Source organism: Pseudomonas sp. Tav-5-1A, assembly GCF_055755055.1.
The window spans coordinates 3,077,769-3,104,585 of sequence record NZ_CM146901.1; the positions used below are offsets into that span (position 1 = coordinate 3,077,769).

23 protein-coding genes and 1 pseudogene are annotated in these 26,817 nt (G+C 63.3%); 13 read left to right on the top strand and 11 right to left on the bottom strand.

Annotated features, from left to right (window positions below; translation table 11 throughout):
• Positions 1-6 precede the first annotated feature (6 nt).
• From AC0J42_RS14065 to AC0J42_RS14095, 7 genes are all read left to right on the top strand, one after another.
• Entirely contained in the window at positions 7-462 is a 456-nt protein-coding gene (locus AC0J42_RS14065; protein WP_473006622.1) for a MaoC family dehydratase, read from the top strand.
• The gene (locus AC0J42_RS14070; RefSeq protein WP_473006623.1) at positions 459-1,691 is read left to right on the top strand and encodes a CaiB/BaiF CoA transferase family protein; all 1,233 of its coding nucleotides are present in this window, start codon (positions 459-461) and stop codon (positions 1,689-1,691) included. The genes AC0J42_RS14065 and AC0J42_RS14070 overlap by 4 nt, the downstream gene beginning before the upstream one ends.
• Positions 1,688-2,506: a shikimate dehydrogenase gene (gene aroE, locus AC0J42_RS14075; RefSeq protein ID WP_473006624.1), complete on the top strand. Its 819-nt coding sequence runs from the start codon at positions 1,688-1,690 to the stop codon at positions 2,504-2,506. The genes AC0J42_RS14070 and aroE overlap by 4 nt, the downstream gene beginning before the upstream one ends.
• Before the next feature lie 4 nt (positions 2,507-2,510).
• Positions 2,511-2,966 carry a type II 3-dehydroquinate dehydratase gene (aroQ, locus tag AC0J42_RS14080; protein WP_473006625.1) on the top strand — a complete coding sequence of 152 codons (456 nt, stop codon included), beginning with the start codon at positions 2,511-2,513 and terminating at the stop codon, positions 2,964-2,966.
• 126 nt (positions 2,967-3,092) lie between these two features.
• On the top strand, positions 3,093-4,430 hold the full coding sequence (locus AC0J42_RS14085) for an MFS transporter (protein WP_473006855.1): 1,338 nt from the start codon (positions 3,093-3,095) through the stop codon (positions 4,428-4,430).
• Positions 4,431-4,514: 84 nt separating this feature from the next.
• A complete protein-coding gene (locus tag AC0J42_RS14090) occupies positions 4,515-5,396 on the top strand; it encodes a helix-turn-helix domain-containing protein (RefSeq protein WP_473006626.1) in 882 nt (293 codons plus the stop codon).
• 151 nt (positions 5,397-5,547) lie between these two features.
• Positions 5,548-6,816: a DUF1479 domain-containing protein gene (locus AC0J42_RS14095; protein WP_473006627.1), complete on the top strand. Its 1,269-nt coding sequence runs from the start codon at positions 5,548-5,550 to the stop codon at positions 6,814-6,816.
• Positions 6,817-6,869: 53 nt separating this feature from the next.
• On the opposite strand, the gene arsH is transcribed toward AC0J42_RS14095, so the two are convergent.
• From arsH to AC0J42_RS14145, 10 genes are all read right to left on the bottom strand, one after another.
• Positions 6,870-7,583 (bottom strand): arsenical resistance protein ArsH, encoded by a 714-nt coding sequence (gene arsH, locus AC0J42_RS14100; RefSeq protein WP_473006628.1) that lies wholly within the window; start codon positions 7,581-7,583, stop codon positions 6,870-6,872.
• A gap of 19 nt (positions 7,584-7,602) precedes the next feature.
• Positions 7,603-8,073, bottom strand: coding sequence for an arsenate reductase ArsC (locus tag AC0J42_RS14105; RefSeq protein ID WP_473006629.1), 471 nt, complete (start codon positions 8,071-8,073; stop codon positions 7,603-7,605).
• A 16-nt stretch (positions 8,074-8,089) separates the two neighbouring features.
• Positions 8,090-9,373 (bottom strand): arsenic transporter, encoded by a 1,284-nt coding sequence (locus AC0J42_RS14110; RefSeq protein ID WP_473006630.1) that lies wholly within the window; start codon positions 9,371-9,373, stop codon positions 8,090-8,092.
• Between the two features lie 122 nt (positions 9,374-9,495).
• Complete coding sequence (locus AC0J42_RS14115; RefSeq protein WP_473006631.1) at positions 9,496-10,032, bottom strand: arsinothricin resistance N-acetyltransferase ArsN1 family B; 537 nt, start codon at positions 10,030-10,032, stop codon at positions 9,496-9,498.
• Positions 10,033-10,090: 58 nt separating this feature from the next.
• Positions 10,091-10,441 carry a metalloregulator ArsR/SmtB family transcription factor gene (locus AC0J42_RS14120; RefSeq protein WP_416424163.1) on the bottom strand — a complete coding sequence of 117 codons (351 nt, stop codon included), beginning with the start codon at positions 10,439-10,441 and terminating at the stop codon, positions 10,091-10,093.
• A gap of 192 nt (positions 10,442-10,633) precedes the next feature.
• Positions 10,634-11,875, bottom strand: coding sequence for an MFS transporter (locus AC0J42_RS14125; protein ID WP_473006632.1), 1,242 nt, complete (start codon positions 11,873-11,875; stop codon positions 10,634-10,636).
• Positions 11,876-11,923: 48 nt separating this feature from the next.
• Positions 11,924-12,424: an ectoine synthase gene (locus AC0J42_RS14130; protein WP_473006633.1), complete on the bottom strand. Its 501-nt coding sequence runs from the start codon at positions 12,422-12,424 to the stop codon at positions 11,924-11,926.
• On the bottom strand, positions 12,345-13,055 hold the full coding sequence (locus tag AC0J42_RS14135) for an acyl-CoA dehydrogenase family protein (RefSeq protein WP_473006634.1): 711 nt from the start codon (positions 13,053-13,055) through the stop codon (positions 12,345-12,347). Before AC0J42_RS14135 ends, AC0J42_RS14130 begins: the two co-directional genes overlap by 80 nt.
• A gap of 463 nt (positions 13,056-13,518) precedes the next feature.
• Positions 13,519-14,544: a class I SAM-dependent methyltransferase gene (locus AC0J42_RS14140; RefSeq protein ID WP_473006635.1), complete on the bottom strand. Its 1,026-nt coding sequence runs from the start codon at positions 14,542-14,544 to the stop codon at positions 13,519-13,521.
• 16 nt (positions 14,545-14,560) lie between these two features.
• On the bottom strand, positions 14,561-16,102 hold the full coding sequence (locus AC0J42_RS14145; RefSeq protein ID WP_473006636.1) for a class I adenylate-forming enzyme family protein: 1,542 nt from the start codon (positions 16,100-16,102) through the stop codon (positions 14,561-14,563).
• Positions 16,103-16,872: 770 nt separating this feature from the next.
• On the opposite strand from AC0J42_RS14145, the pseudogene AC0J42_RS14150 reads away from it, so the two are divergent.
• A pseudogene (locus AC0J42_RS14150) lies at positions 16,873-17,058 on the top strand (transposase); the annotation flags it as partial.
• Between the two features lie 212 nt (positions 17,059-17,270).
• On the opposite strand, the gene AC0J42_RS14155 reads toward AC0J42_RS14150, so the two are convergent.
• A complete protein-coding gene (locus AC0J42_RS14155) occupies positions 17,271-18,185 on the bottom strand; it encodes a LysR family transcriptional regulator (protein ID WP_416424182.1) in 915 nt (304 codons plus the stop codon).
• 214 nt (positions 18,186-18,399) lie between these two features.
• Between AC0J42_RS14155 and AC0J42_RS14160 the strand changes: the two genes are divergently transcribed.
• From AC0J42_RS14160 to AC0J42_RS14180, 5 genes are all read left to right on the top strand, one after another.
• Positions 18,400-19,416, top strand: a complete 1,017-nt coding sequence (locus AC0J42_RS14160) for a zinc-dependent alcohol dehydrogenase family protein (protein WP_473006637.1) — start codon at positions 18,400-18,402, stop codon at positions 19,414-19,416.
• A 439-nt stretch (positions 19,417-19,855) separates the two neighbouring features.
• Positions 19,856-21,361: a hypothetical protein gene (locus AC0J42_RS14165; protein WP_473006638.1), complete on the top strand. Its 1,506-nt coding sequence runs from the start codon at positions 19,856-19,858 to the stop codon at positions 21,359-21,361.
• Complete coding sequence (locus AC0J42_RS14170) at positions 21,361-22,758, top strand: GntR family transcriptional regulator (RefSeq protein WP_473006639.1); 1,398 nt, start codon at positions 21,361-21,363, stop codon at positions 22,756-22,758. Before AC0J42_RS14165 ends, AC0J42_RS14170 begins: the two co-directional genes overlap by 1 nt.
• A gap of 85 nt (positions 22,759-22,843) precedes the next feature.
• Positions 22,844-24,487, top strand: coding sequence for a VRR-NUC domain-containing protein (locus AC0J42_RS14175; protein ID WP_473006640.1), 1,644 nt, complete (start codon positions 22,844-22,846; stop codon positions 24,485-24,487).
• Positions 24,484-26,739, top strand: a complete 2,256-nt coding sequence (locus AC0J42_RS14180; protein WP_473006641.1) for an ATP-dependent DNA helicase — start codon at positions 24,484-24,486, stop codon at positions 26,737-26,739. The genes AC0J42_RS14175 and AC0J42_RS14180 overlap by 4 nt, the downstream gene beginning before the upstream one ends.
• Positions 26,740-26,817: the final 78 nt, after the last annotated feature.

Sequence of the window (26,817 nt, forward strand, 5' to 3'; positions counted from 1 at the left end):
TGCCCTATGACCACACAAGAAAAATACTGGGACGACGCCTGTGAAGGCGACGAATGCACCAGCCCGGAATACACCGTCACCAAGGAACGCATCCTGGCCTACGCCGACCTCACCGGTGACCACACCCCGGTGCACGTCGACGAAGCCTACGCCAACGCCAGCCACTTCGGCTGCCTGGTGGCCCACGGGCTGTTCGGCCAGAGCATCGCCGACGGCCTCAAGACCCAGAGCGACTACCGCTTCCTGCCGGGCATGAGCCTGGGCTGGACCTGGGACTTCGTGTTGCCGATCAAGGTCAACGACGTGCTCCACGTGAAATTCCGCGTAGGCAGCATGCGTGCCAGCAACAGTAAGCCGGGCTGGGGCATCGTCGTCCTGCCGTCGGAATTGATCAACCAGCACGGCCAGGTCGTGCAACGCGGTGAACACCGCCTGATGGTGCCACGGAGACCGCACGCATGAGCCAGCCACTGCCTTTGAAGGGCATTCGTGTCATCGACTACAGCCACTTCCTCGCCGGCCCGTACGTGGGCCGCTGCCTGGCGGCCCTGGGCGCCGAAGTGATCAAGGTGGAACGCCCCGGTAGCGGTGACGCCGGCCGCCAGCACGCCTTCACCCTGGACGAACACCAGAGCGGCTACTTCCTGCAGCTGAACATGGGCAAGCAGGGCGTCAGCGTCAACATGAAGGACCCACGCGGCAAGGCGTTCATGCAGAAGCTGTGCGATTCGGCCGACGTGTTCATCGAGAACTACCGCCCCGGCGCCCTGGAAAAACTCGGCCTGGGCTATGCGGAGTTGTCGGCGCGCAACCCCAAGCTGGTCTATTGCTCGATCTCGGCCTACGGTCACACCGGCCCCGACGCCCACCGCGCCGGTTTCGGCCTGATCGCCGAGGCCAAGAGCGGCATCATGCAGATGGTCGGCAACCCCGGCGAAGCGCCGCCGCTGCTGCGTATTTCCCTGGGCGACATGTACACCGGCATCCACGCGGTGGCGGCCATCAATGCCGCCTTGCTGGGGCGGGTCAATAGCGGCCGCGGCCAGCACATCGACATGGCGCTGTACGACACTCTGGTGTCCATGCACGAGTACGCGGTGCAGTGCTACACCCTGTCCAACGGCGAGATCGTGCCCCAGCAGACCGGCCACGACATGCCCACTTCCACCCTGTACGGCGTGTTCCGCGCCGCCGACGGTGACCTGGTGATCGCCGCACAGGTGGACGATGCCTGGAAGCGCTTCGCGGTGATGCTGGAGGCCAATGGCGGCCCTGCAGGCTTTGGCAGTGACACGCGGTTCCACAGCCTCAACGGCCGCAACACCCACCGGGTGGAAATCCTCACGGCGGTGAAGGCCTGGGTCGCCGCCAACCCGGTGGCGCGCATCCTGTCGTTGCTCGACGAGATCGACGTGCCCAGCGCCAAGGTGCAACGCATTGACGAGGTCATCGCCGACCCGCAGATCAAGGCGCGGAATATGGTCGTAGAGCAACAGCACCCGCGCTACGGTACCTTGCGCATGCCGAACCTGCCGTTCCGTTTCTCCGACTGCGACACCACGATCCATCAGGTGGCCCCTGACCTTGGCGAGCACAACGCCCAGGTGGCGGCCGAACTGGGCTTCAGCGCGGACGAAATCGCGGCGATGCAGGCCGACGGCGTGCTGTTTTCTCATGGAGGTGAACAATGACAGACCGTTATAGCGTGATCGGGCGCCCGATCAACCACACCAAGTCGCCGCTGATTCATGGCCTGTTTGCCGAGGTGACCGAGCAGGACCTTGAATACGGCGCCATCGAAGGCGAACTGGAAGGCTTCGAAGCCCAGGTGCTGGGCTTCCGCGACGGCGGCGGGCGCGGCATGAACATCACCGCGCCGTTCAAATTGCGCGCCTATGAGCTGGCCGATGCGCGCAGCGAGCGCGCCACCCTGGCCAAGGCCTCCAACGCGCTGAAGTTCGAACACGGCAAGGTCTACGCCGAGAACTTCGACGGCATCGGCCTGCTGCGTGACATCGAGCACAACCTGCAAGTGCCGTTGGCCGGCCGCCGGGTGCTGGTGCTGGGCGCCGGCGGTGCGGTGCGCGGGGCGTTGCTGCCGTTCCTGGCGGCGGGGCCTGCGCAGGTGGTCATCGCCAACCGCCATGTGGCCAAGGCCCATGCCCTGGCTGCGGAAGTGAACGATGAGCGCGTGCACGTCAGCAGCTACCAGGCGCTGGCCGGCCAACGCTTCGACCTGGTGGTCAACGCCACATCCGCCAGCCTCACCGGTGAGTTGCCGCCGGTGACCGCCGAGGTGTTCGACGGTGCTTTGCTGGCCTATGAACTGGCCTACGGCAAGGGCCTTACGCCGTTCCTGCGGCTGGCGAGGGAAGCCGGCGTAGAGCGCCTGGCCGATGGCGTCGGCATGCTGGTGGAGCAGGCCGCCGAGGCCTTTGAATGGTGGCGTGGTGTGCGCCCGGCAACCCGCCCGGTCATCGACCGCCTGACCGTGCCGCTGGAGTAACCCCATGACCACTGTCCTGATGCTGCATGGCATCAACCACAACATGTTCGGCAAGCGTGACCCGGTGCAGTACGGCACCACCACCCTGGCCGAGATCGACGCCGGCCTGCACGCCCTCGGCGATGAACTGGGGGTGACCTTGCAGACCTTCCAGAGCAATTTCGAAGGGGCGATCGTCGAGCGGATTCACCAGGGGTTCGCCGATGGTGTAGACGCGGTGATCATCAACGCGGGTGCCTGGACCCACTACAGTTACGGCATCCGCGACGCCTTGGCGATCCTCACGGTGCCGGTGGTGGAGATCCACATGTCCAACATCCATGCCCGCGAGAGCTTCCGTCACCATTCGGTGTTTGCCGAAATCGTCACCGGGCAGATCTGCGGTTTTGGTGCCGACAGCTATCAACTGGGCCTGCGCGCGGCGGTCAGCGCCCATCAGGCAGGGCGGCAGCGCTCATAACACCTAATGCTTTAAGGACGAAGACCCGTGGCAAGTTCAACAACCCTGGATGCCAGCACTGTCGATTCAAACGCCGGCGCGCGCCGCGCCACGTGCATCGCCTTGCTGGTGGCCGTTACGTTTTTCATGGAAAACCTCGACGCCACGGTCATCGCCACGGCCCTGCCGCAGATGGCCAAGGACTTCGGCGAGGCGGCGGTCAGCCTCAACGTGGGCATCAGCGCCTACCTGCTGGCGGTGGCGATCTTCATTCCCCTCAGCGGCTGGCTGGCCGACCGCCTGGGCGCCAGGGGCGTGTTCGCCGGTGCGATCACGTTGTTTACCCTGGCGTCGATCCTCTGCGCCGCGGCGCCCAACCTTGAGTGGTTCGTGGCGGCGCGGGTGCTACAGGGCATCGCCGGCGCCTTGATGGTGCCGGTAGGCCGGTTGGTAGTGCTGCGGGTCACCGAGAAGAAGGACCTGGTACGCATGATGGCAATCATCATCTGGCCAGGGCTGGCGGCACCGGTGCTGGGCCCGCCGATTGGCGGCTTTATCGTCACGCACTTTGCCTGGCCGTGGATTTTCTACCTGAACATTCCGTTGGGCATCATCGCGTGCCTGGCGGCGTTGCGGTTGATCCCCAACACTCGCCTGGCACAGCCGCGGCCCTTCGACGGCGTGGGCTTCGTGTTGCTGGCCAGCGCCTGCGCCGCCTGGTTCCTGGGCCTGGAATCCCTGGGCTCGTCCGCCAGCGGCCAGTTGCAGCGCGGCGCGCTGCTGGTACTGGCAGGGGCGGTGCTGACGTTTGCCTCCATCTGGCATTGCCGACGGCACCCCACGGCGTTGCTGCCACTGGGGGCGGCGGCCATTGCCAGCTTCCGCGCCAGCATTGTCGGTGCCACGCTGTTCCGGTTGTCGATCACCGCGTTGCCGTTCCTGCTGCCGTTGCTGCTGCAGGTAGGCTTCGGCATGTCCCCCGTGGATGCGGGCATGCTGGTGCTGGCGATCTTTGTCGGTGACCTGTCGATGAAGCCGTTCACCACGCGGCTGATGCGGCGCTTCGGCTTGCGCCGGGTGCTGGTGGTGAATGGGCTGGTGGGCGTGGCCTCGATCCTCTGTTGCCTGACGTTCCAGGCGAATACGCCGTGGTACTGGATGGCGTTCGTGTTGTTCGTCAGCGGGCTGTCGCGCTCCATGCAGTTCACCAGCTACAACGCGGTGGGCTTTTGCGAGATACCCCAGGAACGGATGAGCCAGGCCTCGACCTTGTTCAGCCTGTTCTTTCAGTTGGGCATGGCGCTGGGTGTGGCGGTCTCGGCGTTGCTGTTGCAGTTGTCAATGAAAGTGCAGGGGCATGGGGATGCCTTGCAGGTCAGCGATTTTCACTGGGCGTTCGTGGGTATTGCGGTGATCGGGCTGCTGGCGTTGATCGATGCGGCGAAGCTGCCGCGGGAAGTGGGGGCGCAGGTGTTGGCGCGCTAACGCTGAGCACCCACCGGGGCGGGGACCCGCATAGCTGATACAATTGTGGCGTTTTCAGTCGATGTTTGTGCGGAATCACGTTGCATGAAGCCCAGTTTTGAAAAGGTCCCCACCGCCGCCAACGCGTCCTGGACGCTGTTGCACCGGCGGCTGAACGACGAAATTCCCTTTGAATGGCACCACCATCCCGAATATGAGCTGACCCTGACGCTCAACAGCCGCGGTCACCGTTACATCGGCAGTGACGTGCAGCCCTATGACGATTGCGACCTGACCCTGGTGGGGCCCAACGTGCCGCACAGCTGGTGCTCTGCCGAAGGGGTCGATCCCGGCCAGCCGCATGTGGCCTTCGTCATCTGGTTTTCCGAGGCCTGGGCCCAGTCGTTGATGGGGCTGTTTCCGGAGTTGAGCCGGTTGCGCAACCTGCTGACGGCCGCCCAGTGCGCCCTGACCTTCAGCCCCGCCTTTGCCCGCGAGTTGCGGCCGGTCATCGAAGGGATGGCCGCGCAGGACGACCCACAGCGCCTGGTCTCGTTGCTGCAGGTGTTGACCCGTCTACTTCATGACGGCGACGCGCAGCCTATTGCCCCTGACCAGTGGACGGCGATTGCTGGCACCCAGGGCGAGGACGCGCGTCTTCATCGGGTGCTGGACCATATCCACGTGCATTACACCAAGCCGCTCACGGTGCCGGTGCTGGCCGAGATGGCGTGCGTCAGCGTCTCGGCGTTCCACCGCATGTTCCGGCGCCACACCCGCGGCACGCTGCTGGAGTACATTGCGCGTCTGCGCATAGGCCGGGCGTGTGCGCTGCTGCTGGCAAGCGAGACGAACATTGCCACGGTGGCCGAGGCGGTGGGTTATTCCTCGGTGGTGTTTTTCAATCGTCAGTTCAAGGCGCACAAGGGCATGACCCCGACTGAATTTCGTCGCCAGCATGGTCGACGTTTTCTTCAGGGCGCCTGAGACGCTCCCGGCGCGACAATTGTACTGAAAGACGCGCCAATCCTGACTCCCGCCTGCTCGGAGGCGAGTGTATCTATACAGGCGCTGGAAACACGCTGGCCCCTGCATGCCGAGGGGCTTCACACCGCAATGACCCGAGTCAGTCAAATCCATGAAAAACTACCAGGCGTTCGAGAGCGCCGACCTTCCCGACAATTACAAAGACAACGTGATCACCATGAAACGCGTGCTGCGCGCGCAGATCGGTGATGTGGAGGCACTGTTCGCTGAAGTCAGTGCGTTTATCGAAGGCGAAATCGCGTCCATCCGTGAGCAGGAAGCCGCCACCGGGTGCGGCTGGGCGGTGCTGGAATACGACGCCATCGCCCGTGGCGAGGTAACCCCCGAGCAGTTGGCGCTGATCAAGCGGCGCGGTTGCCTGGTGGTCAGGAACCATTTCCCGCGCGAGCAGGTGCTGGGCTGGGACCAGGCCTTGCTGGACTACCTGGACACCAACGCGTTCGACGCCACCTATCGCGGGCCGGTCGACCAGTTCTTCGGCAGCCTGGAAGCCTCCAGGCCCGAAATTTTCCCCATCTACTGGTCGCCGTCGCAGATGCAGTTGCGCCAGCATGAACGCATGGCCACGGCGCAATCGTTCCTGAACCGCCTGTGGAAGACCGAGTCCCAGGGCCAGGCCTGGTTCAACCCCGACGTCAACGCCTTGTACCCGGACCGGGTGCGCCGCCGCCCGCCGGGTACCCGTTCCAAAGGGCTGGGGCCGCACACCGATTCCGGCGCGCTGGAGCGCTGGCTGCACCCGGCGTACCTGAAGGTGTTCGACAAGATCTACCGCAACGACTTCAGTGCGTATGACCCGTGGGATGCGGCCTACCGTACCGACGTCGAGGAATACGCCTACAAGGACACGGTCAAGTGCTCGGCGTTCCGCACGTTCCAGGGCTGGACGGCGCTGTCGGACATGCAGGCGGACCAGGGCGTGCTGCACACGCTGCCCATCCCCGCCGCCATGGCCTATATGCTGCTGCGCCCGCTGCTCAATGACGTGCCCGAGGATGAGCTGTGTGGCGTGGCGCCAGGCAAGGTGCTGCCGGTGTCGGAGCGGTGGCACCCGTTGCTGGTCAAGGGGCTGACGGCGATCCCCGACGTCCGCGCGGGCGACTCGGTGTGGTGGCACTGCGACGTGATCCACAGCGTTGCCCCCGTCGAGGACCAGCAAGGCTGGGGCAACGTGATGTACGTGCCCGCGGCGCCCATGTGCCCGAAGAACCAGCGCTATGCGCGGGACGTGTTCAAGGCGTTCGAGCAAGGGGCTTCGCCGTACGACTTCCCGCCCGAGGATTACGAGGTGAGCTGGAAAGACCGCTTCACCGTGGGCCAGCTCAATGACATTGGCCGCAAGGGGTTGGGCGCTGAGTGACGGGCTGCGCCGGGGGCTGACGCGCGCGTCGGCCCCCGTGATGGATCAAACTCTCAGATGGACCGCTGGTTGACGCGGCTGGACAGCGCTTGCGCCGTCTCCTTGCGCTCGGAATAGCGGTCCACCAGGGTTTCCGAGCGATCACGCAGCAACAGCGTGAACTTCATCAGTTCCTCCATCACGTCGACCAATCGGTCGTAATACGGCGAGGGCTTCATCCGGCCCTGGTCGTCGAACTCGGTGAACGCCTTGGGCACCGACGATTGATTGGGGATGGTGAACATGCGCATCCAGCGGCCCAACACGCGCAACTGGTTGACCACGTTGAAGGACTGCGAGCCCCCGCACACTTGCATCACTGCCAGCGTCTTGCCCTGGGTGGGGCGCACTGCGCCCATGGCCAGCGGTACCCAGTCGATCTGCGCCTTGAACACCGCACTCATGGCGCCGTGCCGTTCCGGCGAACACCATACCTGGCCTTCGGACCACTGCATCAGCTCGCGCAGTTGCGCCACCTTGGGATGGGTGTCGGGTGCGTCGTCCGGCAACGGCAGGCCGCTGGGGTCGAAAATAATGGTTTCAGCGCCGAACGTTTCCAGCAGGCGTGCGGCTTCCTGGGTCACCAGCCGGCTGAAGGAGCGCGGGCGGGTCGAGCCGTACAGCAGCAGGATGCGTGGTTTATGGGCAGCAGGCTGCTGTGGCATCAACTGCGCAAGGGTTGGGATAGCGAGCAGGGTAGGGTCGATATTGGGCAGGTCGTGGTTCATCAAACAGACTCCAGCAGGCTTACAGGGTGCCAATGCGCGCAAGCTCCGCGCCCAGCTCGTCACGGTTCAGGGCATCCAGGGGCAGGGCAAGCAAGGCGCCTACCCGTTCGCGGATCTTGGCCACGGTCTGCTGGAACGCCCGTTCGATCTGCTGCTCGGTGCCGCTCACCGCAGAAGGGTCGGCCAGCCCCCAATGGGCCTTGAGCGAAGGGCCGAAATACACCGGGCAGGCTTCGCCGGCGGCGCGGTCGCAGACGGTAATGACGATGTCCGGTGGCGCGCCCTCAAAGGCATCCGAGGCCTTGCTGTGCAGACCGTCGGTGGCAATGCCCGCGGCAGCCAGGGTGCGCAGCGCCCGGGCGTTGACCTGGCCACTGGGGAAACTGCCGGAGCTGACGGCCATTATTCCAGCCGGCGCCACGTGGTTGAACAAGGCCTCGGAGAGGATGCTGCGGCAGCTGTTGTGGGTACACATGAACAGCACTTTCATGACGGGCGTCCTGGGTTCAAAGGCTGAGGCGCAAGGCGAGTGCGCACAGCGTGGCGACAAGGATGGGAAGCGTGAGCACGATCCCGGTTCTGAAGTAGTAGCCCCAGCTGACGGTGATGTCTTTTTTCGCCAGCACATGCAGCCATAGCAGGGTGGCCAGGCTGCCGATGGGGGTGATCTTGGGGCCCAGGTCGCAGCCAATGACGTTGGCGTAGACCATGGCCTGATGCACCACGCCAGGCGCGTCGGCGGCATGAATCGCCAGCGCGCCCACCAACACGGTGGGCATGTTGTTCATGATCGAGGACAGCGCTGCGCTCAGCAGCCCGGTGCCCAGGGCAGCCCCCCATACACCGTGCTGGGCGAACACGTTGAGCAGCTGCGCGATGTAATCGGTGAGGCCGGCGTTCTTCAGGCCGTAGACCACCAGGTACATGCCCAGGGAGAAGACCACCACCTGCCAGGGGGCGCCCTTGAGCACCTTGCCGGAGTCGATGGCGTGGCCCTTGGCGGCAATCAGGTACAGCACCAGCGCACACGCAGCGGCGGTCGCGCTGATGGGCACCCCCAATGGCTCCAGGACAAAGAAGCCGATCAGCAGCGCGGCCAACACCCACCACCCGGCGCGAAACGTCCCGCGGTCGCGAATGGCTTCCCGTGGGGCTTTCAGTTGCGCCAGGTCATAGACCTGGGGCAGATCGGCGCGAAAAAACCACAGCAGCATGCCCAGCGTGGTGGCGATGCTCACCAGGGTGACCGGCACCATCACGGCGGCGTAGCGGGCGAAGCCAAGGTCGAAATAGTCAGCCGAGACGATGTTCACCAGGTTCGACACCACCAGCGGCAAGCTCGCGGTGTCGGCGATAAACCCGGCGGCCATGACAAAGGCCAGGGTGGCGGCCGGCGAGAAGCGCAGGGCAAGCAGCATGGCGATGACGATGGGGGTGAGGATCAGCGCGGCGCCATCGTTGGCGAACAACGCCGATACAGCGGCGCCCAGCAGAATGATAAAGGCGAACAGCCGCCGGCTGCTGCCGCCGCCCCAGCGCGCCACATGCAGCGCGGTCCATTCAAAGAACCCGGCTTCATCAAGCAGCAGGCTGATGATAATGACCGCGATAAAGGTCGCGGTGGCGTTCCAGACGATGTGCCACACCTGTGGAATATCCCCCAGTGTCACCGCGCCGCTGAGCAGTGCCAGCACCGCGCCAAAGGTGGCGCTCCAACCGACGCCAAGGCCTTTTGGCTGCCAGACGACCAGGATGATGGTAAGGGCGAAGATGAGCAGCGCGGGCAACATGCGAGGTACCGGGGCAGGGGAGCAGACAAGCGACTGCCAGAGCAGTAGCATATGATTATTCGAATATACGGATATCCATATGTTAGGTAAAGGTCATTCTGCTGATGCCCAGCTCTCAGCGACTACACACTACTGTATGGAATGATCTCGGTGGGCGGGGTGGGACCGCCAAGTGCCTTGCGCCAGTAGCCCACGCTGTGCCATTGGCCGTGCTTGAAACCCACTTCAGGGTAGGTCCCGATATGGCTGAAACCCAGGGCCTGATGCAGGCCTACGCTCGCTGGATTGGGCAGGGCGATGCCCGCGTAGGCAGCGTGGAATCCTTGTCGTTCGAGTATCGGCAGCAGCTTCTGGTACATCGCTCGCCCTATGCCTTGACGGTGGGCGGTGGGGCTTACGTACACGGTTACATCTACCGACCATCGGTAGGCTTCGCGGGCGCGGTGTTGGCTGGCGTAGGCATAACCAACCACCTCGCCGTCAACCTCGGCCACCAGGTAGGGATAGATGAGCAGGGTGGCTTCGATTCGTCCTGCCATCTCGTCGATCGTCGGTGGGACGAGTTCGAAGGAAATGGCCGTGTCGCAGACCATCGGGGCATAGATGGCCTGAATGGCCCTAGCGTCTGCCGTTGTTGCTGTCCTGATGTTGACTGTCATGATCGTCCTTGCTGTGGGGTTGGCGCTATGCCGCTGTTGCGAGGGTATTCGCAGGTATTCAGCAGCAAGCCTGCTGGCGAACCGGGCGGCCCTCCATGGACTCCAGGCGACGGCGGTCGCCGTGCACCCAGGCCAGGTTGGCGTCCAGGGTCAGTTGCAAGACCTCCAGCACCCACTGTGGCAACTCCGGGTGCAGGCGGTAGTAGACCCACTGGCCCTGCCGACGGTCTGCCAGCAGCCCGCAGGCCCGTAGCTGGGCCAGGTGCCGGGAAATTTTTGGCTGGCTGTCCTCGAGCGCGGCGATCAGCTCGCAGACGCAAAGCTCGCCTTCGGCCCGCACCAGCAGCATGATGCGCGCCCGGGTCTCGTCGCCAAGGCATTTGAATACGGCGGGGGGGGACATGCTCATGTTGCCGCTTCCGTAGGTTGTGGTGCGTATATGCGTATTTACGCATGTGTTTGTGGTTTTCGGAAGAGGGGCGATTTGATTGCCTGGGGTTTAGCGGTGTGCCTGGCGAACGGTGGTGCCTGGGACGCGGCCTGGTGGCCGCTGCTACGGGATGTCCCCCATTCGCCGGCGTAGGTATCGACCATGCGCTGCTCATGGCGGGGAATCACCTGGCAGTCCTCGTTGCTCCACTCCGAGGCTCGAATGCTCGGCACGACTGCCGCCTTGGGCAAAGCACCACGTTGCGAACGCCCCTAGCAGCGCAGTCAGCACAGCTAGAATCAGAATGACGTGCTGGGTACCAATAGGCGCGGCCAACACGGCCACCAACAAACCAGCCAGCGGCTGGGACATGTTATTTAGAAGCGTGATCACGCCGACGGTCTTGCCGAAATCCTGGGGAGGTATTGCCCGCTGCCGGACCGTGCGCATGTAGACATTGAACATTTTATCGAAGGCGACGATTAACAGAAAACCCAATGCATAACCTTGCAGGCCCTGACTCAGTGCGGTAACGAACGCGCCACATGCGATCATCGAGTATCCAACACCGCCGAGCATTCGCAGCGGCATCGTGACCCGGGCGAGCACGAACAGAATCACAATTGTCGTGACCGCACCCGCGGCCTGCAGCGCTGCGTAACTGTCCTTGGCGGCGCCATACTGACCAATAACCATGGCGGCCGAAGTCGCCAGTGTGACGCCAACAATCAAGTTGACACCCACCGCTAGCGTGATGATCTTTTGCAGCTCGCTCAGGTTGCGGATATGACCGAACGCGATCTTCAAGGGCTGCAGCCAGATGTCCTGATGCTGCTCGAACGTCGCCAGCGTGATTCGGCTAAAACGTTGCCACACCATCATGCTCAGGTCTGCCAGCAGAAACAGTCCGGCGGCCCACAGTACCACCCAGTGCCACGCCCAGACCTCCAACATCAGTGCCGCAAGCAAGGGGCCCAGCACCAGGCCTGTCTGATCGGCGATCTGCGAATAGGACAAGGTTTTGGTGTAACTGTAGTGTTGGAAGATATGCGGCATCAGCACCTCACGGGCCATGATGCCTTGCGTGGTCAGCACGCCGCACAGCGCCGACAGCGCAATGAGCCAGCCGATACCACCGAAGACCCCATACAGCGCCATCGCCAACACGCAGAGCGATGCCCGGCAGATTTGACTGATACGCAGGATCCTGATGGGCGAGAATTTGTCGCACAGAGCGCCGCACAGGGGGAAGGCGAGGAACCGTGGCAGGGATTCGAGGAAAAACGCGAGCCCGGCCCAGGACGCGCTGTGGGTGGCCTGGAACACAACCAGTGGCACGATGAATAACAGAATCTGATCCGCCAGCCTCGATAGGAAAAGGGAAGTGAAAAACGCGAGGTATTCCTTACGCATCGCAAGCTCCTGTGGGTAAACGACGTGGCATGGCAGTCAGAAAAAACATCAGTAAGCCGACCCTGAACTGTCGTTAAGATTGTGCCGCTCGTCACCCCGCAGAGGGGGATTGAAGACGCTCACAAGAATCAAGTCCTGCTCCTTTCCTCCGCGTAGAAAGTGCCGATCATGTTGATCAAGTACATACACATCCCCAGGTCGTATCGGAAATACGTTGCCTTGCATGTCCTCGACTTCCCCCTCTCCAGCGATGCAGTAACACGCCTCCAAATGATTTCGATAGTGGAGAAGGGACTCCGTGCCGGCACGGACCACGGTATGGCATAGGGTAAAGCCCATAGCATCACGCTCGGTGAGAAGGCGATGGCTGGTGCCTGCGCCCCACTCAACGAAATATGGGGTTTCCTCAACATCGGATTTGCTGCGAACGAACATTTGAAACCTCTCTGGGATAGTTGCGTTGGACGAATCAGTTTTTTTGGAGGGGGGCGGCGATTGATCGGAACACGGCATCACCGCTGGCCTGCATGGATTCGTTCCAGGCGACATCTCGATGCGCGGCCATGGTCTGGATATCGCGCCAGGCGCGCTGAAGCGGGTTGCTGGCCACCAATGATGAAGCGCTTAGCCTTTCCACCAAACGGCGTACAACCTGTACACACATTTGCGCCAGGTATGCCCTATCGCGCTTGAGTAGCAGCAATTGTTGAGTGTCGAACGCTTGGCCACTCACACCCGCGTCGTGCAGCCGCGTGACTAGCGAGCCGTACAAGAGTTCGGCAGTGTAAAGCTGCGCGGCGGAGTGAGCGGCCTGCTCACAGATTCGGGGATCGTTTACTGTCAATGATTCGTTGCAACTGTTTACAAACGCGGCCATGGCGCCCTCGGCGCAGCCTAGCAGCGGGCCAATGATCGAGGTGGTCAGGTAGGGGACCAATGGCACCCTATCGATGTAATCGCTCCCCTGCGCCAAGGGGTTCTGAGCAAATAGCGCATGCAGCGCAAAGACACGCTCGTGCGGCACTAGCAACCCTCGGGTCAGCACATCGTGAGAGCCAGTGGCTGCCATACCGCAGCTATCCCAACTCCCAAGTTTTTCAACTTCACTAGTGCTGATCACCACCAGAAAACGGGGTGTGTGAGCGGCTTCTGGGTGAGAGGGGCAAGGGGCATTGAGCATCAACCAATTTGCATCCTCGATGCCTGAACTGAATCGCCATCGTCCGTCGACACGTATACCTCCGGGCTCAAAACGCAGCGCGCTATTCGCACTGGTGGACGCGGAGGCGAAGAGCTGTCGTAGGCCAGCACTGTATAGTTGATCGACGCAAAGTGCGGGTAGCCGACGTGCTATTGAACCGTGACCGCCCACTAGCGCGAGCAGCCAGCCTGTGGACGCACAAGCCTTGGCGGCTATACGCGCGCTCGCTACCAATTCGGGCCAGTTACTGGAGCGCGTGGCCGGAGCAAGCGGTGAAACCAAATCCAACCAGCCTTCGGCAAACAACTCGTCAAATGTAGCGCTGCTCAACCTGCGATTTTTTTCGGCTGTAGGAGCACGATCACGCCACTGGGGAAGATAGTGGACCGCCCGATGCTCATCCAGGGAAAACGCATGGCGTTGGACCGATTGCTCCGCATACCTAAGCATCCGCGAGGTCCTCACCGCAGGTGGGAATGACCGAGCCCAGAGCAGTAGCTTCGAAGCAAAACTTCGCTGGTTGAACGACCGGCCCCAACAGATCCATGAATTGCTCAAGCTGCTCTGGATCGTCCGATGCCACGAACTCGCAAAAGTTACTGCTGCTCCAGAGGAGGCGCACGCATCTAAAGCGAGCTGACAGAACATTCATTAGCTCCTCCAACGTGACCTGCCCGTTTTGCATCTGCTCGAGCATCTGTTGGCGCTTCCAACGGATTTCTTCATCGCTGAAGTAACGGGTCTTGAACGCCTCATCCTTGACTAGCTCCCGGCGCAAATACTCTTCCGGATCAGTGTGGTTGAGCTTCTCCAGAAAAAATACCAGCCCGCTCGGTTTCAAGAATTGCTTGATATGCGAGACCTGGCCGGCTCGGTCACGGGTATAGAATTGGAATGCAGCCATCTCATAGATGAAGTCAAATCCCTTGTCGAAGCAGCCAAACTCCATACTCTGTAAAAGAGCGGGCGTCACTTTGAATACCGACTGCGGGAAAAACCAGGATAGGGCTGGGTCCGCATGCTGCTCAAACGCAATCTTGTTGGCGGCATTCGGAGAAGACGTAAAACTACGGATTAGCCCGTTTGAATGGCCAGCAAGAGCGCGGCCGTTACTTCCATCGAAGGCGTCCACTTCAAAAATGCTGAAGGTTTGACCGGTTGTTTTGCTATTGGCCTGAGCCAGACGGGTTAGAGCAACACCGATCCTAGCAAGTTCCTCGAGAATGTAAGGCACGCTAGCCAGAAAATGGGTAAACAACGGGCCAGCGCCTGCGATCAGTCGATCGTGATAATCGAGGATCTGTAGATCGCTGATTTCTGATCGCAGGTGACTATCCAGGGGCTGTGCAGGGACTTGGCTTGCACCTGTGGCCAGGCTGTGAAAGTGTGCGGCGAGTTTAAGCATTGCAGTTTGTTGCAGATCTCGGTCGAGATCGCTGTTATCTTGTACTTTGGATGATCTCTTCATGGTATGGCTCCTTCTATCACATCAGTCCTTTGGCGCTAGCTTTTCCCGAATCGGTTTTCGGCAGAGCATCGAGAAATACACACTCGGTTGGCACCATGTGCCAGTCCAAATGCTCTTTGGAATACTCAATCAGCGCCTTTTCGCTCGTTTGCCGGTGCTTGACATCAAGGACGATGTAAGCCCTTGGCACGTGTCCGGCCGATTCGTCTGCAACCGGCACCACCCATACCTCGGCAACTGCGGGGTGCAAAGCTAGACACTGCTCAATCTCGCGAGGATTTACGTTCCAGATATTCCGCGCAAATAAATCGTCCTTACGAGCGACGTAGTAGAGATAGCCATCGGCGTCCCGTTTGAACAGGTCGCCAGTGCGGTACAGTCGAGAATGACCGAAGGCCTCGGTTAAAAAAGCTTTGGCGTTCGCCTCAGGCATTTCCCAGTACTCGAGCATCAGGTAGTCACTCGTTACTAGTAGCTCACCCATCTGCCCTGGCTCATCAATGAGCCGGTCCTGTTCGTCTACCAGATACAGACTGACGCCGGGTAATGGTTTTCCTACCGATGTTGGGCGCGAGTCAATTTCCTCAGGGGGGAGATAACTCACGCGCTTACATTCAGTGAGACCATAGTTGGAAAAGATCTGCACCTGTGGCAGCGCTTGTCGAATTCGCTGGATATGGCGTCTATGGAGGGCTTGCCCGCTGCTGGAAATGTAACGCAAGCTTGACACTCGTGCCTGCCATTCCGGTCCGGTATTGGCGAGCAGGAAGAACACCGGTGGGAATACGTGCATTGCGGTAACCACTTCACGCTCGACGATGCCCAGTACGCTCTCGGCGTTTAGAGCCGGATTGGTTTCAATGACGCTAGTAGCCCCGGCGTATAGCGGCATCATCACGTTGTAGACGCCGTAGTCTGATGCGAGCGTGGAGTAGCTGAGGATGCGATCCTCCGCGCAGATGCCCAGGTACTCAGTCACCCGGCAGCAGGCTGCAAGCATGATGCGGTGATTTACGAGTACACCCTTCGGGTTGAACGTCGATCCCGAGGTATAAAAAATCGACGTTGGGCGTTCAGGATCGTTAACAAGCCGCGATACGTCAGAGTGTTTTTCACCGCGGCACCTCGTAAGGGCCTCTGCAAACTGAATAACGCGCGCAATGGCCCGCTGGCTCGGCGTTATGAGTAGCACAAGTTCGAGGCTTGCTTGCTCGATCAAACCTGGCAGATCCTCGGTGCAATCAGTGATCAGCACCCGCGCCCCCGAGTGCTTGAGTTGATGAACCAGCCTAGCGCGACTCAGCGTGTGATGCGTTGCAGCGGTAATCCCCCCGACTTGTAGTACGCCCAGATAGCTGGCGATCAAGTCAATAGAGATCGGCGCATACAAACCCACACGGTCGCCCGGTGTGATGCCAAGCGTGGAGAGCAAAAATGCAATGTCATCTGCTCGATTTTGCAATTCTTGGTATGACGTTGCCTGCCCATCAAGGATGACAGCTGGTTTGACCGGATATTCAGAGGCATTACGTGCGATGACCTGATGAAATAACTGCATGCTCAATCCTTTTGGGCAATGTTTCTTGTCGTTATTTTCGTTTTTTGCACACGCCGAAATGTGAGTGTCTTGCCATGTATTGGGGGCTATGGCTACCTCCTGGGAGTTGCTAAGAGGCCAATCTCGCTTATCAAATAGCTGATTGGATGCGATGTCGAAATCAACTAACCGGGCATCGAAAAAGCTTTCACTTTCTTGGATAAATAATCAGGTTCTTTATCTCGGGCAAATGGTTCATAGGTGGATTGAAAAAACTGGTCAGATCAGATATTCAGGGAAAATATATACACCCAATTTCACTGCGTGAGTTGTTGTCGTGTGACCTGTTGGAATGATACGCAGCACGCTATGTCACGAACAAAACGTAGCATTAAAATAATGAAGGTCGTAACTAACGTATAATGCGTGCAGTTATTGGTCTTTAAGGCTCAGGCAGCAGAACATCGCTGAACTGCATTTCAGTGCTTATAGTAGTCTCGCATAACCGATGATTTATCGTGATTGTTGGTGGGATGGATACTTCCACTGATTCAGCTTTCATGTCAAGAATCCCTTCAGGATTGGATCCGTTTTTTTGTCACGCTCGGGTGACAATCAGTGACATATCACCATACTCAACGTGAACGATAAGTAGATTTTGTCCCAGGAAGTCAGATGCTGATCTGCTCAAGCGAATGATCCAGTTCGTGTCCAGCGCATGATGGAATTCGATGTCGAAGGCCTGTGCATCGCCGGCTTCGACGTCAAAAGCCCCGACCGGTTAAACAGCTGCAACGGCCACCGTTATCGCCAAGGCTTACACCCTAGGCGTCTCGACGCGTTCGGTGGACGAGCTGGTCGAGGCGACGGGCGTGTCGGGCATTTCGAAAAGCCAGGTTTCGCGGCTCGCCGGCGAGATCGATGAGCGCGTCCACGCTTTCCTTGATCGCCTCCTTGAAGGTGACTGGCCGTACCTGTGAATCGGTCGCATCGTGCCGGTCGCCGTTATAATCGCCGTGGCCGTAATTCCCCAAGGCGCACCGGTGGCAGTTGCACGGCACCAATCCGCTGGAGCGGTTGAACGGCGGGATCAAGCTTCGCACGAGGTCGTGGGTATCTTACCGAGCGACCCAGCCATCACTCGCCTGGCTGGGGCAATGCTACGCCACTTCCTGGGACACGATCATGCCTAAAGACTATCGGGGTCCCCGAAGAACATCTGAATCCGCGACCTCAACCACCGCTCCCCCGGATCATTATCCTGCGCTCCCCGCCACGCCATGTGCAGCTCGAACCCCGGCATCTCCAGCGGCATGTCTTCAGCCCGCACGCCACCGGCCGCGGTCAGCGCCTCGGCGGTGTAGTCCGGTACCGTGGCGACAATGTCTGTCCCGGCCAGCAGGGTGCTCAAGCCGTTGAACTGCGGCACCGCCAGCACTACGTGGCGCTTGCGGTCGAGTTTTTCCAGCTCGGTGTCGATGAAGCCGCTGAGGTCGCCGGCGAACGACACCAGCGCGTGGGGGCGGGCGCAGAAGTCGTCGAGGCTGATGGGGCCGGGCATGGTGTCGGCGCGCAGCAGCCGGGGGCGGCTGCGGCGCAGCACTTTGCGCTTGGCGTTGGCCGGCAGGTCGCTGGTGTAGCTGACGGCGATGGAGATTTCGCCCGAGGCCAGCAGCGGCGGGGCGAGAATGTAGTTGACGCGGCGAATCACCAGGACGATGCCCGGGGCTTCGGCGCGCAGGCGCTTGAGCAGCGGCGGCAGCAGGGCGAACTCGACGTCGTCGGACAGGCCGATGCGGAACACCGCGGTGCTGGTGGCCGGGTCGAATTCCGAGGCGCGGCTGACGGCAGTGGAGATGGAGTCCAGGGCCGGCGACAGCAGGGCGAAGATTTCCACGGCGCGCGCCGAGGGCTCCATGCTGCGCCCGGTGCGCACGAACAGCGGGTCGTCGAACAGCCCGCGCAGGCGCGACAGCGCGGCGCTGATGGCGGGTTGGCCGAGGAACAGTTTTTCGGCGGCGCGGGTCACGCTGCGCTCGTGCATCAGCGTTTCGAACACGATCAGCAGGTTGAGGTCGACGCGGCGCAGGTCGTTTCGATTCATCGGGCTCGCTTCAATGCAAGGGTGACAAATGGTTCATGCATGAATCTTACGGGCAAAGGCTGTTAATCTGCACGGGTAAATTCAGTTTTGCCTGGCGCGCAAGTCATCGCGCAATCAATGTCAGGCATGTCGACTATTAATGGCCACGGGTGGTCTAACCGGTAAAGCCCGGATAGAGTTCATGGCATTAGAGGTTAAAAAGGCGAGGTTTGCGATGTCCCGCACGATCCGTTTTCACAAGTTTGGCCCGGCCGAAGTGCTCAAGTGCGAAGAGCATGCGGCCGCCTTGCCCGGCCCGGGCGAAGTGCAGGTGCGCGTCGAAGCCATCGGCATCAGCTGGTATGACGTGCTCTGGCGCCAGAACCTGGCCCCGTCCCAGGCACGTCTGCCCGCAGGCCTTGGCCACGAGATGGCCGGCGTGGTGACAGCGGTCGGCAGCGGCGTCGAAGGCTTCGCGGTGGGCGACAAGGTCGCCAGCTTCCCGGCCGAGAGCCCCAACCAGTACCCGGTGTACGGCGAGGTCATCGTGCTGCCGGCGCTGGCCCTGACGCGTTACCCCGATGTGCTCACGCCGGTCGAAGCGGCGGTGCACTACACGCCGTACCTGATCGCGTCGTTTGCCTATACCGAGCTGGCCCGTGCCAAGCCGGGGCAGACCGCGCTGGTCACTGACGCCAGCCATTGCGCCGGCCCGTCCTTCGTGCAGCTGGGCAACGCCCTGGGCCTGAAGGTGATTGCCGCCACCAAGTCCGCCGACGAGCGTGAGTACCTGCTGTCGCTGGGCGCCAGCAAGGTCATCGTCACCGAAGAGCAGGACCTGTTGATGGCCATCAACAAGTACACCGACAACCGCGGCGTGGACATGGTGCTGGACGGCCTGGGCGGCCCGCAGATGTCGATCCTGGGCGACGTGCTGGCGCCGCGTGGCAGCCTGATTCTGTACGGCCTGCAGGGCGGCAACCAGACCCCGTTCCCGGCATGTGCGGCGTTCCAGAAGAACATCCAGTTCTACGTGCACTGCCTGGGCAACTTCACCGGCAAGCCCGAACTGGGCATCAGCCAGGACCAGGCGGCGTTGCAGCGTGCGCTGCGCGAGATCAACCAGCTGACCGCAGACCGCGTGCTGGTGCCGCAGATCACCCGGGTGTTCGCCTTCGAGCAGTTCGTGGAGGCGCACAAGTTGATGGACGAGTGCCCATGCGGCGGGCGGATTGCGTTGAGCCTCGCCTGAGTAACCACTCCACCCGTAGCAGCGGCCGAAGGCCGCGTCATGAGCGCCCCGGGCTCGGCTTGGGTTTATGGGGCGCCCTCGAGATCGAGCGCCGTCCGCACGGCGCGACGCAGCCTGGCGGCAGCATCTACATTTGTTGCATCGTGCCATGGCCTGAGCGATAGGCGTTGCCAGCCTTGTTTGTTTGTCTGGGGATGGGGGTTGGGTTCAAAATCCTTCCCAAATAACCGCCAGATCCTTCCGTAACTTCCTCCGAAATTTCCTACAAATTTGCCTCTGGCGGTTGCGCGAGCCCTCTAGGCTGGCGCTTGTGCCGTGGGTGCCTTGCCATACCTGGCATCTGCACTGGTTTTTGCGCTTTTACTGTCACTGTTTTTCCCCCGGCCACCCCACCTACCATCTCGAGGGTCAATCACCACTCCACTTATCGGTGTCATGCGTGTCAATTCATCACGTCAGCGTCATTCATCGCGAAGCCATGAACGGCATTTACCAGCAGGTGCTGGAGCGCTTGCTGGCGCACTTCACCCACGCCCAGCGGGCCGCGTTGCAGTTGCTGGTGCAACGCATAGGCGTGGCCGCCGGCGGGCTGGACCGGCTGTCGCAGTTCAAGGTGCTGGTGGCCCACGGCGGCGGCAGCACCAGCGGCCAGTGCCTGGCCATGGTGCGCGCGGCGCAGTTGAGCCTGGCGGTGCGCTACCCGGCGACCTTTCTGCTGCGGGTGGCCACCTACCGGCACTCGGGCATGGGCGCCGAGGTGATGGCCAACATCGAGCGCGGCTATGGGGCGCTGTCGTTGCACGACGACCCGCGGGTGGAGTTGCTGGTGGTGGATGACCAGCAGGTGCAGCCCTACGACCCGCTGGCACCGCTGTCCGCCGCCACGCGCCTGCGCAACCGCACGGATTTCCTGGTGGCCGGGCACCTGGGCGGTGGGCAGGGGCGAGTCGGCCTGTGCCATGTCTGCTACCTGGGCCGTGCCGACTTCTACCAGCGCGCCATGGCCTGGAACGGCGGCGTGCATGCATTGGTCTGCGGCCAGCCGCCCGGGCGCCGGCGCCGCTACCTGGCCTGGGGGCTGCACGCCGCGCGCCAGGCCGGCCTCGGCGCGGCGGAGGCTCCACGGGACAAGGGCGAGGCAGCCCTGGAGGTCATTGCCCTGGTGGGCGAAGCGTTCCACCGGCAGTTGTACGAGGAAAAACTGGTGACCCGACGCCTGCCACGGTCGCGGCGCAAGGCACTGGTGTGTCGGGTGGACATGCACGACCTGCTGGCCGCCGCGCCCCAGGAGCACTGGCGCCTGCTGGTGGAGTTCCTGGGCTTCCGCTTTTCCGCCCTGGCCATGGGCTTCAGCGAGACGGCGTGCGCCAACCCGCTGCTGATGGCGCACCTGCGTGGCCTGGGCGCGGAAAAATTGCAGCAGCGCAGCTATGGCGAAGGGGTCGCGGAATACCTCGCGGCCGCGCGCCAACTGATGCTGCGCAAGGGCTCGCCGGGGCACTTGGTGGACCTGATGCTGTCGGCCTACGACGACCCGCACAAGCTGCAGGAGCGCCGGGCGCTGGCCGAGGAGCATGGGCGGGCCGCGTACCAGGTGGAGGACCTGCAACTGGTGTGCATGCTGCATGCGCCCTTCGTCGACAGCGGCCGGCACCTGGCGACCTACCTGCAGCGGTGCCACCCGCGGCGGGTCGACAGCCTGGCCACGCTGCACCAGGTGCTGCAGGGCACCCGCAACGACGAGCGTCTTGGCCGCTGGCTGGCTGACACCAGTGGCCTGCCGATCGTGGCGCTGCGCCGCCTGTATGGCCAGCGCAGCGCCTGTGGGCCCGGGCCGCAGACCCTGATTGCGCGCCTGCGGGCGAGTGATCCGGACGGCGCCCGGGTGCCGACGCTGGACCCGGTCACCGGGACAACTTCACTGGAACGGGTGTGTGGCCGCTGATGACCATCAAATCTCTGCAGGGTTTTGCCTACCAGGCGGTGTATCGCTACCTGTCGGCGCTGGTGGATGCCGGCGAGCCGGGGGTGCCGTTCAAGCTGCCGTCGCTGCGCTCGCTGGCCGGACGCCTGGGCGTGTCGGTGTCGACCATCCAGTACGCCTACACGTTGCTGGAAAACGAGGGCCGGGTCTACGCCCTGGCCAAGTCCGGCTATTACGCACGGCCACCGGCCCGGGCCATTCCGGCCAAGGACGGCAGCGACCTGCTGCAGCGCATCCAGGCCGAGCACCGCCGCCAGGTGGGCAGCCAGGCGGCCCTGCTTGCCCTGGACGTGCCATTGCTGCGCCTGGAGCGCCAGGTGCAGCGCCAGTACGGCAACCTGCCGGCACCGGCCTGGCACCCCTGCGGCGACCCGGAGCTGCGCCGCGCCCTGGCCGCGCGCTATACCCAGGGCCCGCGCCACGCCTGGCACGGTGACCATGTGTACCTGGGCAACGACCTGCGCGGGTTGCTGGACATCCTGTTCGAGGCGCTGGTGCTGGCCGATGAGCCGGTACTGGTGGCCTCGCCCTGTTGCCCGCTGATCCTGCAGGCGTTGCGCCTGGCCAAGGCGCGAATCATTGAGCTGCCGCTGGCCGACGATGGCCGCCTGGACCTGAACTGCGTGCGCGAGCACCTGGATGCCGTGCCGGTGCGCCTGCTGGTGATGGACGCCGGCTTCAGCAGCGTGCAGGGCTCGCGCATGCCGGCCGCCGACCTTGACAGCCTGGCGCTGCTGTTGACCCGCTACGACGTGTGGCTGCTGGAGAACGACGTGCAGGGCGCCCTGGGCTTCGAGCCGGGGCGCAGCCTGCGCGAATCCATGGCGGCCCAGCGGGTGCTGGTGATCGGTTCCCTGGAACCCTGGCTGGGCGCCGAAGCGCCGTTTGCCTACCTGCTGGCGGCGGGGGCGGCGCGGGCCCTGGTCACCGCGTTCCAGCGGCGCGCCATGCGCTTGCCGCCGCTGCGCCAGAAAGCCGTGGCACGCCTGCTGGACCAGGGCGTGCTCGACGACCACCTGCCGGCGTTGCGCATGCACCTGCAGCAACAGCTGTGGCGCCTGGACCGCCAGGTGCGCAACCGCCTGGGTCGCTACCTGATGGCCGTGCAGGCGGCGGGCGGCACTGGCCTGTGGCTGCGCAGCCGATTTCCGCTGGACATGCGCCGGGTGTTCGAACGCCTGCTGGCCCAAGGGCACGTGGTGGAACCGGGGCCGCTGTTCAGTGCCCATGGGTTGCACGACCGCTACCTGCGCATCAACGCCCTGGGCCTGGACAACGAGGGCTTGCAGGCGCTGATGAAGGCCTTGGCCGAGGCGTTTGGCGAGGAGCGCAAGCGGCTGGAGACCGCCAGCCCCTGAACCGGCCACCGGTCCAAAAGGCTTTGCCAAAAGGGTGGGTCTGTATGTATAACCAGTGCCTTTCTCCTCGGCACTTGTACTGATCGTGACCCCCGGCAACCTCGACGACCCGTTCTACTACCTCATCAACTTCCAGCGCGTGCTGGACTGGCTGGGGCGGCGCTACGCCGACCTGTTGGATGACGAGGAGCAGCGTTTCCTCGACGGCTTCGCGCAGTTGCCGCGCGGCGCCCAGGCGCTGCTGGTGCGCATGGTGATGCGCAAGGGCCCGCTGTACCGGGCCAGCAAGCTGGTGTACGGCGAGATCGGCCCGACCCGGGAGGCGGTGCAACCGCTGTTGCAGGCAGGCTGGGTGGACAGTGGCGCGCCATTGTCGCTGGCGCAGCTGTTCGAGGTGCTGCAGAAGACCGAGCTGCTGGCGCTGTTCAAGGGGCAGGTCAGCCGCGCGTCCCTGCGCAAGGAGCAGATGCTCGCGGAGCTGCTGGACGCAGCGCCAGCGCCCCAGCCGTTCGCCGCCTGGTGCCCGAATTTGGACGACCAAGTCTATTCCCTGCCGGTGCGGCCGCTGTGTGACCGCCTGCGCCTGCTGTTCTTCGGCAACCTGCGCCAGGACTGGTCGGAGTTCGTGCTGGCCGACCTGGGCATCTACCGCTATGAACAGGTGGAGCTGGACCCGGCCTCGCGAGGGCTGCAGAGCCGCGCCGACATTGACTTCTGCCTCGAGCTGCAAGGCTGCCGTCAGGCGCTGGAGGAGGGCGGCCTGCTGGAACCGCTGCTGCTGCGCATCGCCGCCCTGAATAGCGCCAACCCCTGGCTGCAGGGCCGTCGTGACCGGCTGCTGTTCGCCGTGGGCCAGCAATGCGAGCGCCAGGGCCTGATGGAGCATGCCCTGGCCATTTATACCCAGTGCGCCTACCCCGGTGCCCGGGCCAGGCGGGTGCGGGTGCTGGAATTGTGCGAGCAGTACCAACAGGCCCTGGCGTTGGCCGAAAGCGCCCTGGCAGCGCCGGAAAGCGCTGCCGAAGCCCAACAGATTCCCCGCGTGCTGCCGCGCCTGCGGCGCAAGCTGGGGCTGCCGGCCCTGCCCAAGGCGCCGAAGGCGGCGGTCAACGAATGGCAACTGGCGTTGCCGCAGCAGCCCGACCTCAGCGTCGAGCAGCGGGTGGCGCTGCACCTGCATCAGCCCGAGGCGCCAGTGCATTTCGTGGAGAACAGCCTGATCAACTCGCTGTTCGGCCTGCTGTGCTGGCCGGCCATCTTCGCGGCGTTGCCGGGGGCCTTCTTCCACCCGTTCCAGAGCGGCCCCACCGACCTGCACCAGCCCGATTTCCGCCAGCGCCGCGCGACGCTGTTCGAAGCCTGCCTGGCGCAGTTGCATGACGGCCGCTACCAGGACAGCATCCGCGCCTGCTACCGCGACAAGTGGGGGCTGGCGTCGCCGTTCGTGTACTGGCATGCGCTCACCGAAGAGCTGCTGGAGCTGGCCCTGCGCTGCCTGCCCGCCACGCACCTGCAGCACTGCTTCGAACGGTTGCTGCAGGACATCGCCGCCAACCGCGCCGGCATGCCGGACCTGATCCAGTTCTGGCCCGAGGAGGGCCGCTACCAGATGATCGAGGTCAAGGGGCCGGGCGACCGCCTGCAGGACAACCAATTGCGTTGGCTGGACTTCTGCGCCCGCCACCAGATGCCGGTGCAGGTCTGCTACGTGCAGTGGGCGCAGCCGTGATCTACCGCATTGCCGTGCGCGCCCTGTGCGAATTCACCGCCAAGCTGGGCGACCTGGACCTGCGCTTCACGCCGTCGCCTACCGCCCAGGAAGGCATGGCCGGCCACCGCCGGGTCACGGCCGGGCGCGGCGCGGGCTACCAGAGTGAAGTGGCGCTGGAGGGCGAGTACCAGGCGCTGCGTGTGCGCGGCCGCGCCGATGGCTACGACCCGGCACGCAACCGCCTGGAAGAGATCAAGACCCACCGCGGCGACCTGGAGCGCCAGCCCGCCAACCACCGCCACCTGCACTGGGCCCAGGCGCGGGTGTACGGCTGGCTGCTGTGCCAGCGCGACGGGCTGGCGCAGCTCAACCTGGCGCTGGTGTACCTGGACGTCGACAGCGACCGCCAGACCCTGATCGAGGAATGCTGGCAGGCGGCAGAGCTGGAGGCGTTCTTCCACCAGCAGTGCGCGCTGTTCCTCGACTGGGCGCGCGCGGAGATGCTGCGCGCCGCCGAACGCGACCAGGCCCTGCGCGAGCTGAAGTTTCCCCATGGCGACTTCCGCCTGGGCCAGCGCGACCTCGCCGAGACCGTCTACAAGGCCGTCAGCACTGGGCGCTGCCTGATGGCCCAGGCCACCACCGGCATCGGCAAGACCCTGGGCACGCTGTTCCCGCTGCTCAAGGCGCTGGTGCCGCAGCAGCTGGACAAGATCTTCTTCCTCACCGCAAAAACCCCAGGCCGCCAGCTGGCCCTGGAGGCGCTGCGGCAGGTGGGCGACAGCGCCCCGAACCTGCCCTTGCGCAGCCTGGAGCTGGTGGCGCGGGACAAGGCCTGCGAGCACCTGGACAAGGCCTGTCATGGCGACTCCTGCCCGTTGGCCAAGGGCTTCTACGACCGCTTGCCCGCCGCCCGCGCCGCCGCGGTCAACGTGCGCCTGCAAGACCAGCAGGCGGTGCGCGAGGTGGCGCTGGCCCATCAGGTGTGCCCGTATTACCTGAGCCAGGAGCTGGCGCGTTGGGCCGACGTGGTGATCGGCGACTACAACTATTACTTCGACCTCAATGCCTTGCTGTTCGGCCTGGCCCAGGCCAACCAGTGGCGCCTGGCGCTGCTGGCCGACGAGGCGCACAACCTGGTGGACCGCACGCGCGGCATGTACAGCGCCAGCCTCGACCAATACCACCTGGGCGCGCTGCGCCGCGACCCACCGGCGGCGTTGAAAAACCCGCTGCAGCGCCTCAACCGCGAATGGAACGCGCTGCACAAGGACCAGCTGGGGCCCTATCAGGCCTACGCGCACCTGCCGGACAAGTTCGTGATGGCGCTGCTGCGCTGCGTCAGCGCCATCGGCGATCTGTTCAACGAGCAGCCCGAGGGCCTGGACCGCGCCTGGCTGGACTTCTACTTCGACGCGCTGCAGTTCACCCGCGTGGCCGAGCTGTACGGCGAGCACTACGTGTTCGACATCCAGCAGCGCGAAGGGGCAGGGCGGCGGCGCCAGGCGCAGCTGAACCTGCGCAACGTGGTGCCGGCCCCGCTCAGCGGCCCGCGCCTGGCGGCGGCGCGCAGTGCCGTGCTGTTTTCCGCCACCTTGAGCCCGCGGCGCTACTTCGCCGACCTGCTGGGGCTGCCGGCGGACTGCGCGTGGATCGACGTGCAGTCGCCGTTCAGCGCCGAGCAGTTGCAGGTGCGCATCGTCGACAGCATCTCCACGCGCTTCAACCACCGCAAGGCGTCCCTGGCGCCCATCGCCGACCTGATCGCCGAGCAGTTCGCCCGCCAGCCGGGCAACTACCTGGCGTTTTTCAGCAGCTTCGACTACCTGCAGCAGGTGGCCGAGGTGCTGGCCGAGCGGCACCCGCAGGTGCCGTTGTGGTTGCAGGGGCGCAAGATGGACGAAGCGCAGCGGCGCGATTTTCTCGCGCAGTTCAGCGACCACAGCCAGGGCGTGGGCTTTGCCGTGCTGGGCGGCGCCTTTGGCGAGGGCATCGACCTGCCGGGCAAGCGCCTGATTGGCGCCTTTATCGCCACCCTGGGGCTGGCGCAGCTCAACCCGGTGAACGAGCAGTTGAAGGCGCGCATGGGCGAGATCTTCGGCGCCGGCTACGACTACACCTACCTGTACCCTGGGTTGCATAAAGTGGTGCAGGCGGCAGGGCGGGTGATCCGTGGGCAGGAGGATCGAGGGGTGGTGATGTTGATTGACGACCGCTTCAGCGAGGCACGGGTGAAGGCGTTGTTGCCGCAATGGTGGCAGGTCAACTGAACCGGTGGGGGCTGCCAATGTGTCAATTTTCATGCGGGGTGGGGATCGAACCCGTCGCGTCGAGGTCAAACTGCCAGT

Bases quoted from the DNA above. Each gene is read 5' to 3' on its own strand.
- AC0J42_RS14155 (WP_416424182.1), bottom strand. From the start codon at position 18,185: ATGAATCGAAACGACCTGCGCCGCGTCGACCTCAACCTGCTGATCGTG.
- AC0J42_RS14160 (WP_473006637.1), top strand. From the start codon at position 18,400: ATGTCCCGCACGATCCGTTTTCACAAGTTTGGCCCGGCCGAAGTGCTC.
- AC0J42_RS14070 (WP_473006623.1), top strand. From the start codon at position 459: ATGAGCCAGCCACTGCCTTTGAAGGGCATTCGTGTCATCGACTACAGC.
- AC0J42_RS14135 (WP_473006634.1), bottom strand. From the start codon at position 13,055: ATGCTCAATGCCCCTTGCCCCTCTCACCCAGAAGCCGCTCACACACCC.
- AC0J42_RS14130 (WP_473006633.1), bottom strand. From the start codon at position 12,424: ATGTCGCCTGGAACGAATCCATGCAGGCCAGCGGTGATGCCGTGTTCC.
- AC0J42_RS14095 (WP_473006627.1), top strand. From the start codon at position 5,548: ATGAAAAACTACCAGGCGTTCGAGAGCGCCGACCTTCCCGACAATTAC.
- aroE (WP_473006624.1), top strand. From the start codon at position 1,688: ATGACAGACCGTTATAGCGTGATCGGGCGCCCGATCAACCACACCAAG.
- AC0J42_RS14170 (WP_473006639.1), top strand. From the start codon at position 21,361: ATGACCATCAAATCTCTGCAGGGTTTTGCCTACCAGGCGGTGTATCGC.
- AC0J42_RS14125 (WP_473006632.1), bottom strand. From the start codon at position 11,875: ATGCGTAAGGAATACCTCGCGTTTTTCACTTCCCTTTTCCTATCGAGG.
- AC0J42_RS14090 (WP_473006626.1), top strand. From the start codon at position 4,515: ATGAAGCCCAGTTTTGAAAAGGTCCCCACCGCCGCCAACGCGTCCTGG.
- AC0J42_RS14110 (WP_473006630.1), bottom strand. From the start codon at position 9,373: ATGTTGCCCGCGCTGCTCATCTTCGCCCTTACCATCATCCTGGTCGTC.
- AC0J42_RS14145 (WP_473006636.1), bottom strand. From the start codon at position 16,102: ATGCAGTTATTTCATCAGGTCATCGCACGTAATGCCTCTGAATATCCG.
- AC0J42_RS14115 (WP_473006631.1), bottom strand. From the start codon at position 10,032: ATGACAGTCAACATCAGGACAGCAACAACGGCAGACGCTAGGGCCATT.
- AC0J42_RS14120 (WP_416424163.1), bottom strand. From the start codon at position 10,441: ATGAGCATGTCCCCCCCCGCCGTATTCAAATGCCTTGGCGACGAGACC.
- AC0J42_RS14085 (WP_473006855.1), top strand. From the start codon at position 3,093: ATGGAAAACCTCGACGCCACGGTCATCGCCACGGCCCTGCCGCAGATG.
- AC0J42_RS14140 (WP_473006635.1), bottom strand. From the start codon at position 14,544: ATGAAGAGATCATCCAAAGTACAAGATAACAGCGATCTCGACCGAGAT.
- AC0J42_RS14105 (WP_473006629.1), bottom strand. From the start codon at position 8,073: ATGAAAGTGCTGTTCATGTGTACCCACAACAGCTGCCGCAGCATCCTC.
- AC0J42_RS14065 (WP_473006622.1), top strand. From the start codon at position 7: ATGACCACACAAGAAAAATACTGGGACGACGCCTGTGAAGGCGACGAA.
- aroQ (WP_473006625.1), top strand. From the start codon at position 2,511: ATGACCACTGTCCTGATGCTGCATGGCATCAACCACAACATGTTCGGC.
- arsH (WP_473006628.1), bottom strand. From the start codon at position 7,583: ATGAACCACGACCTGCCCAATATCGACCCTACCCTGCTCGCTATCCCA.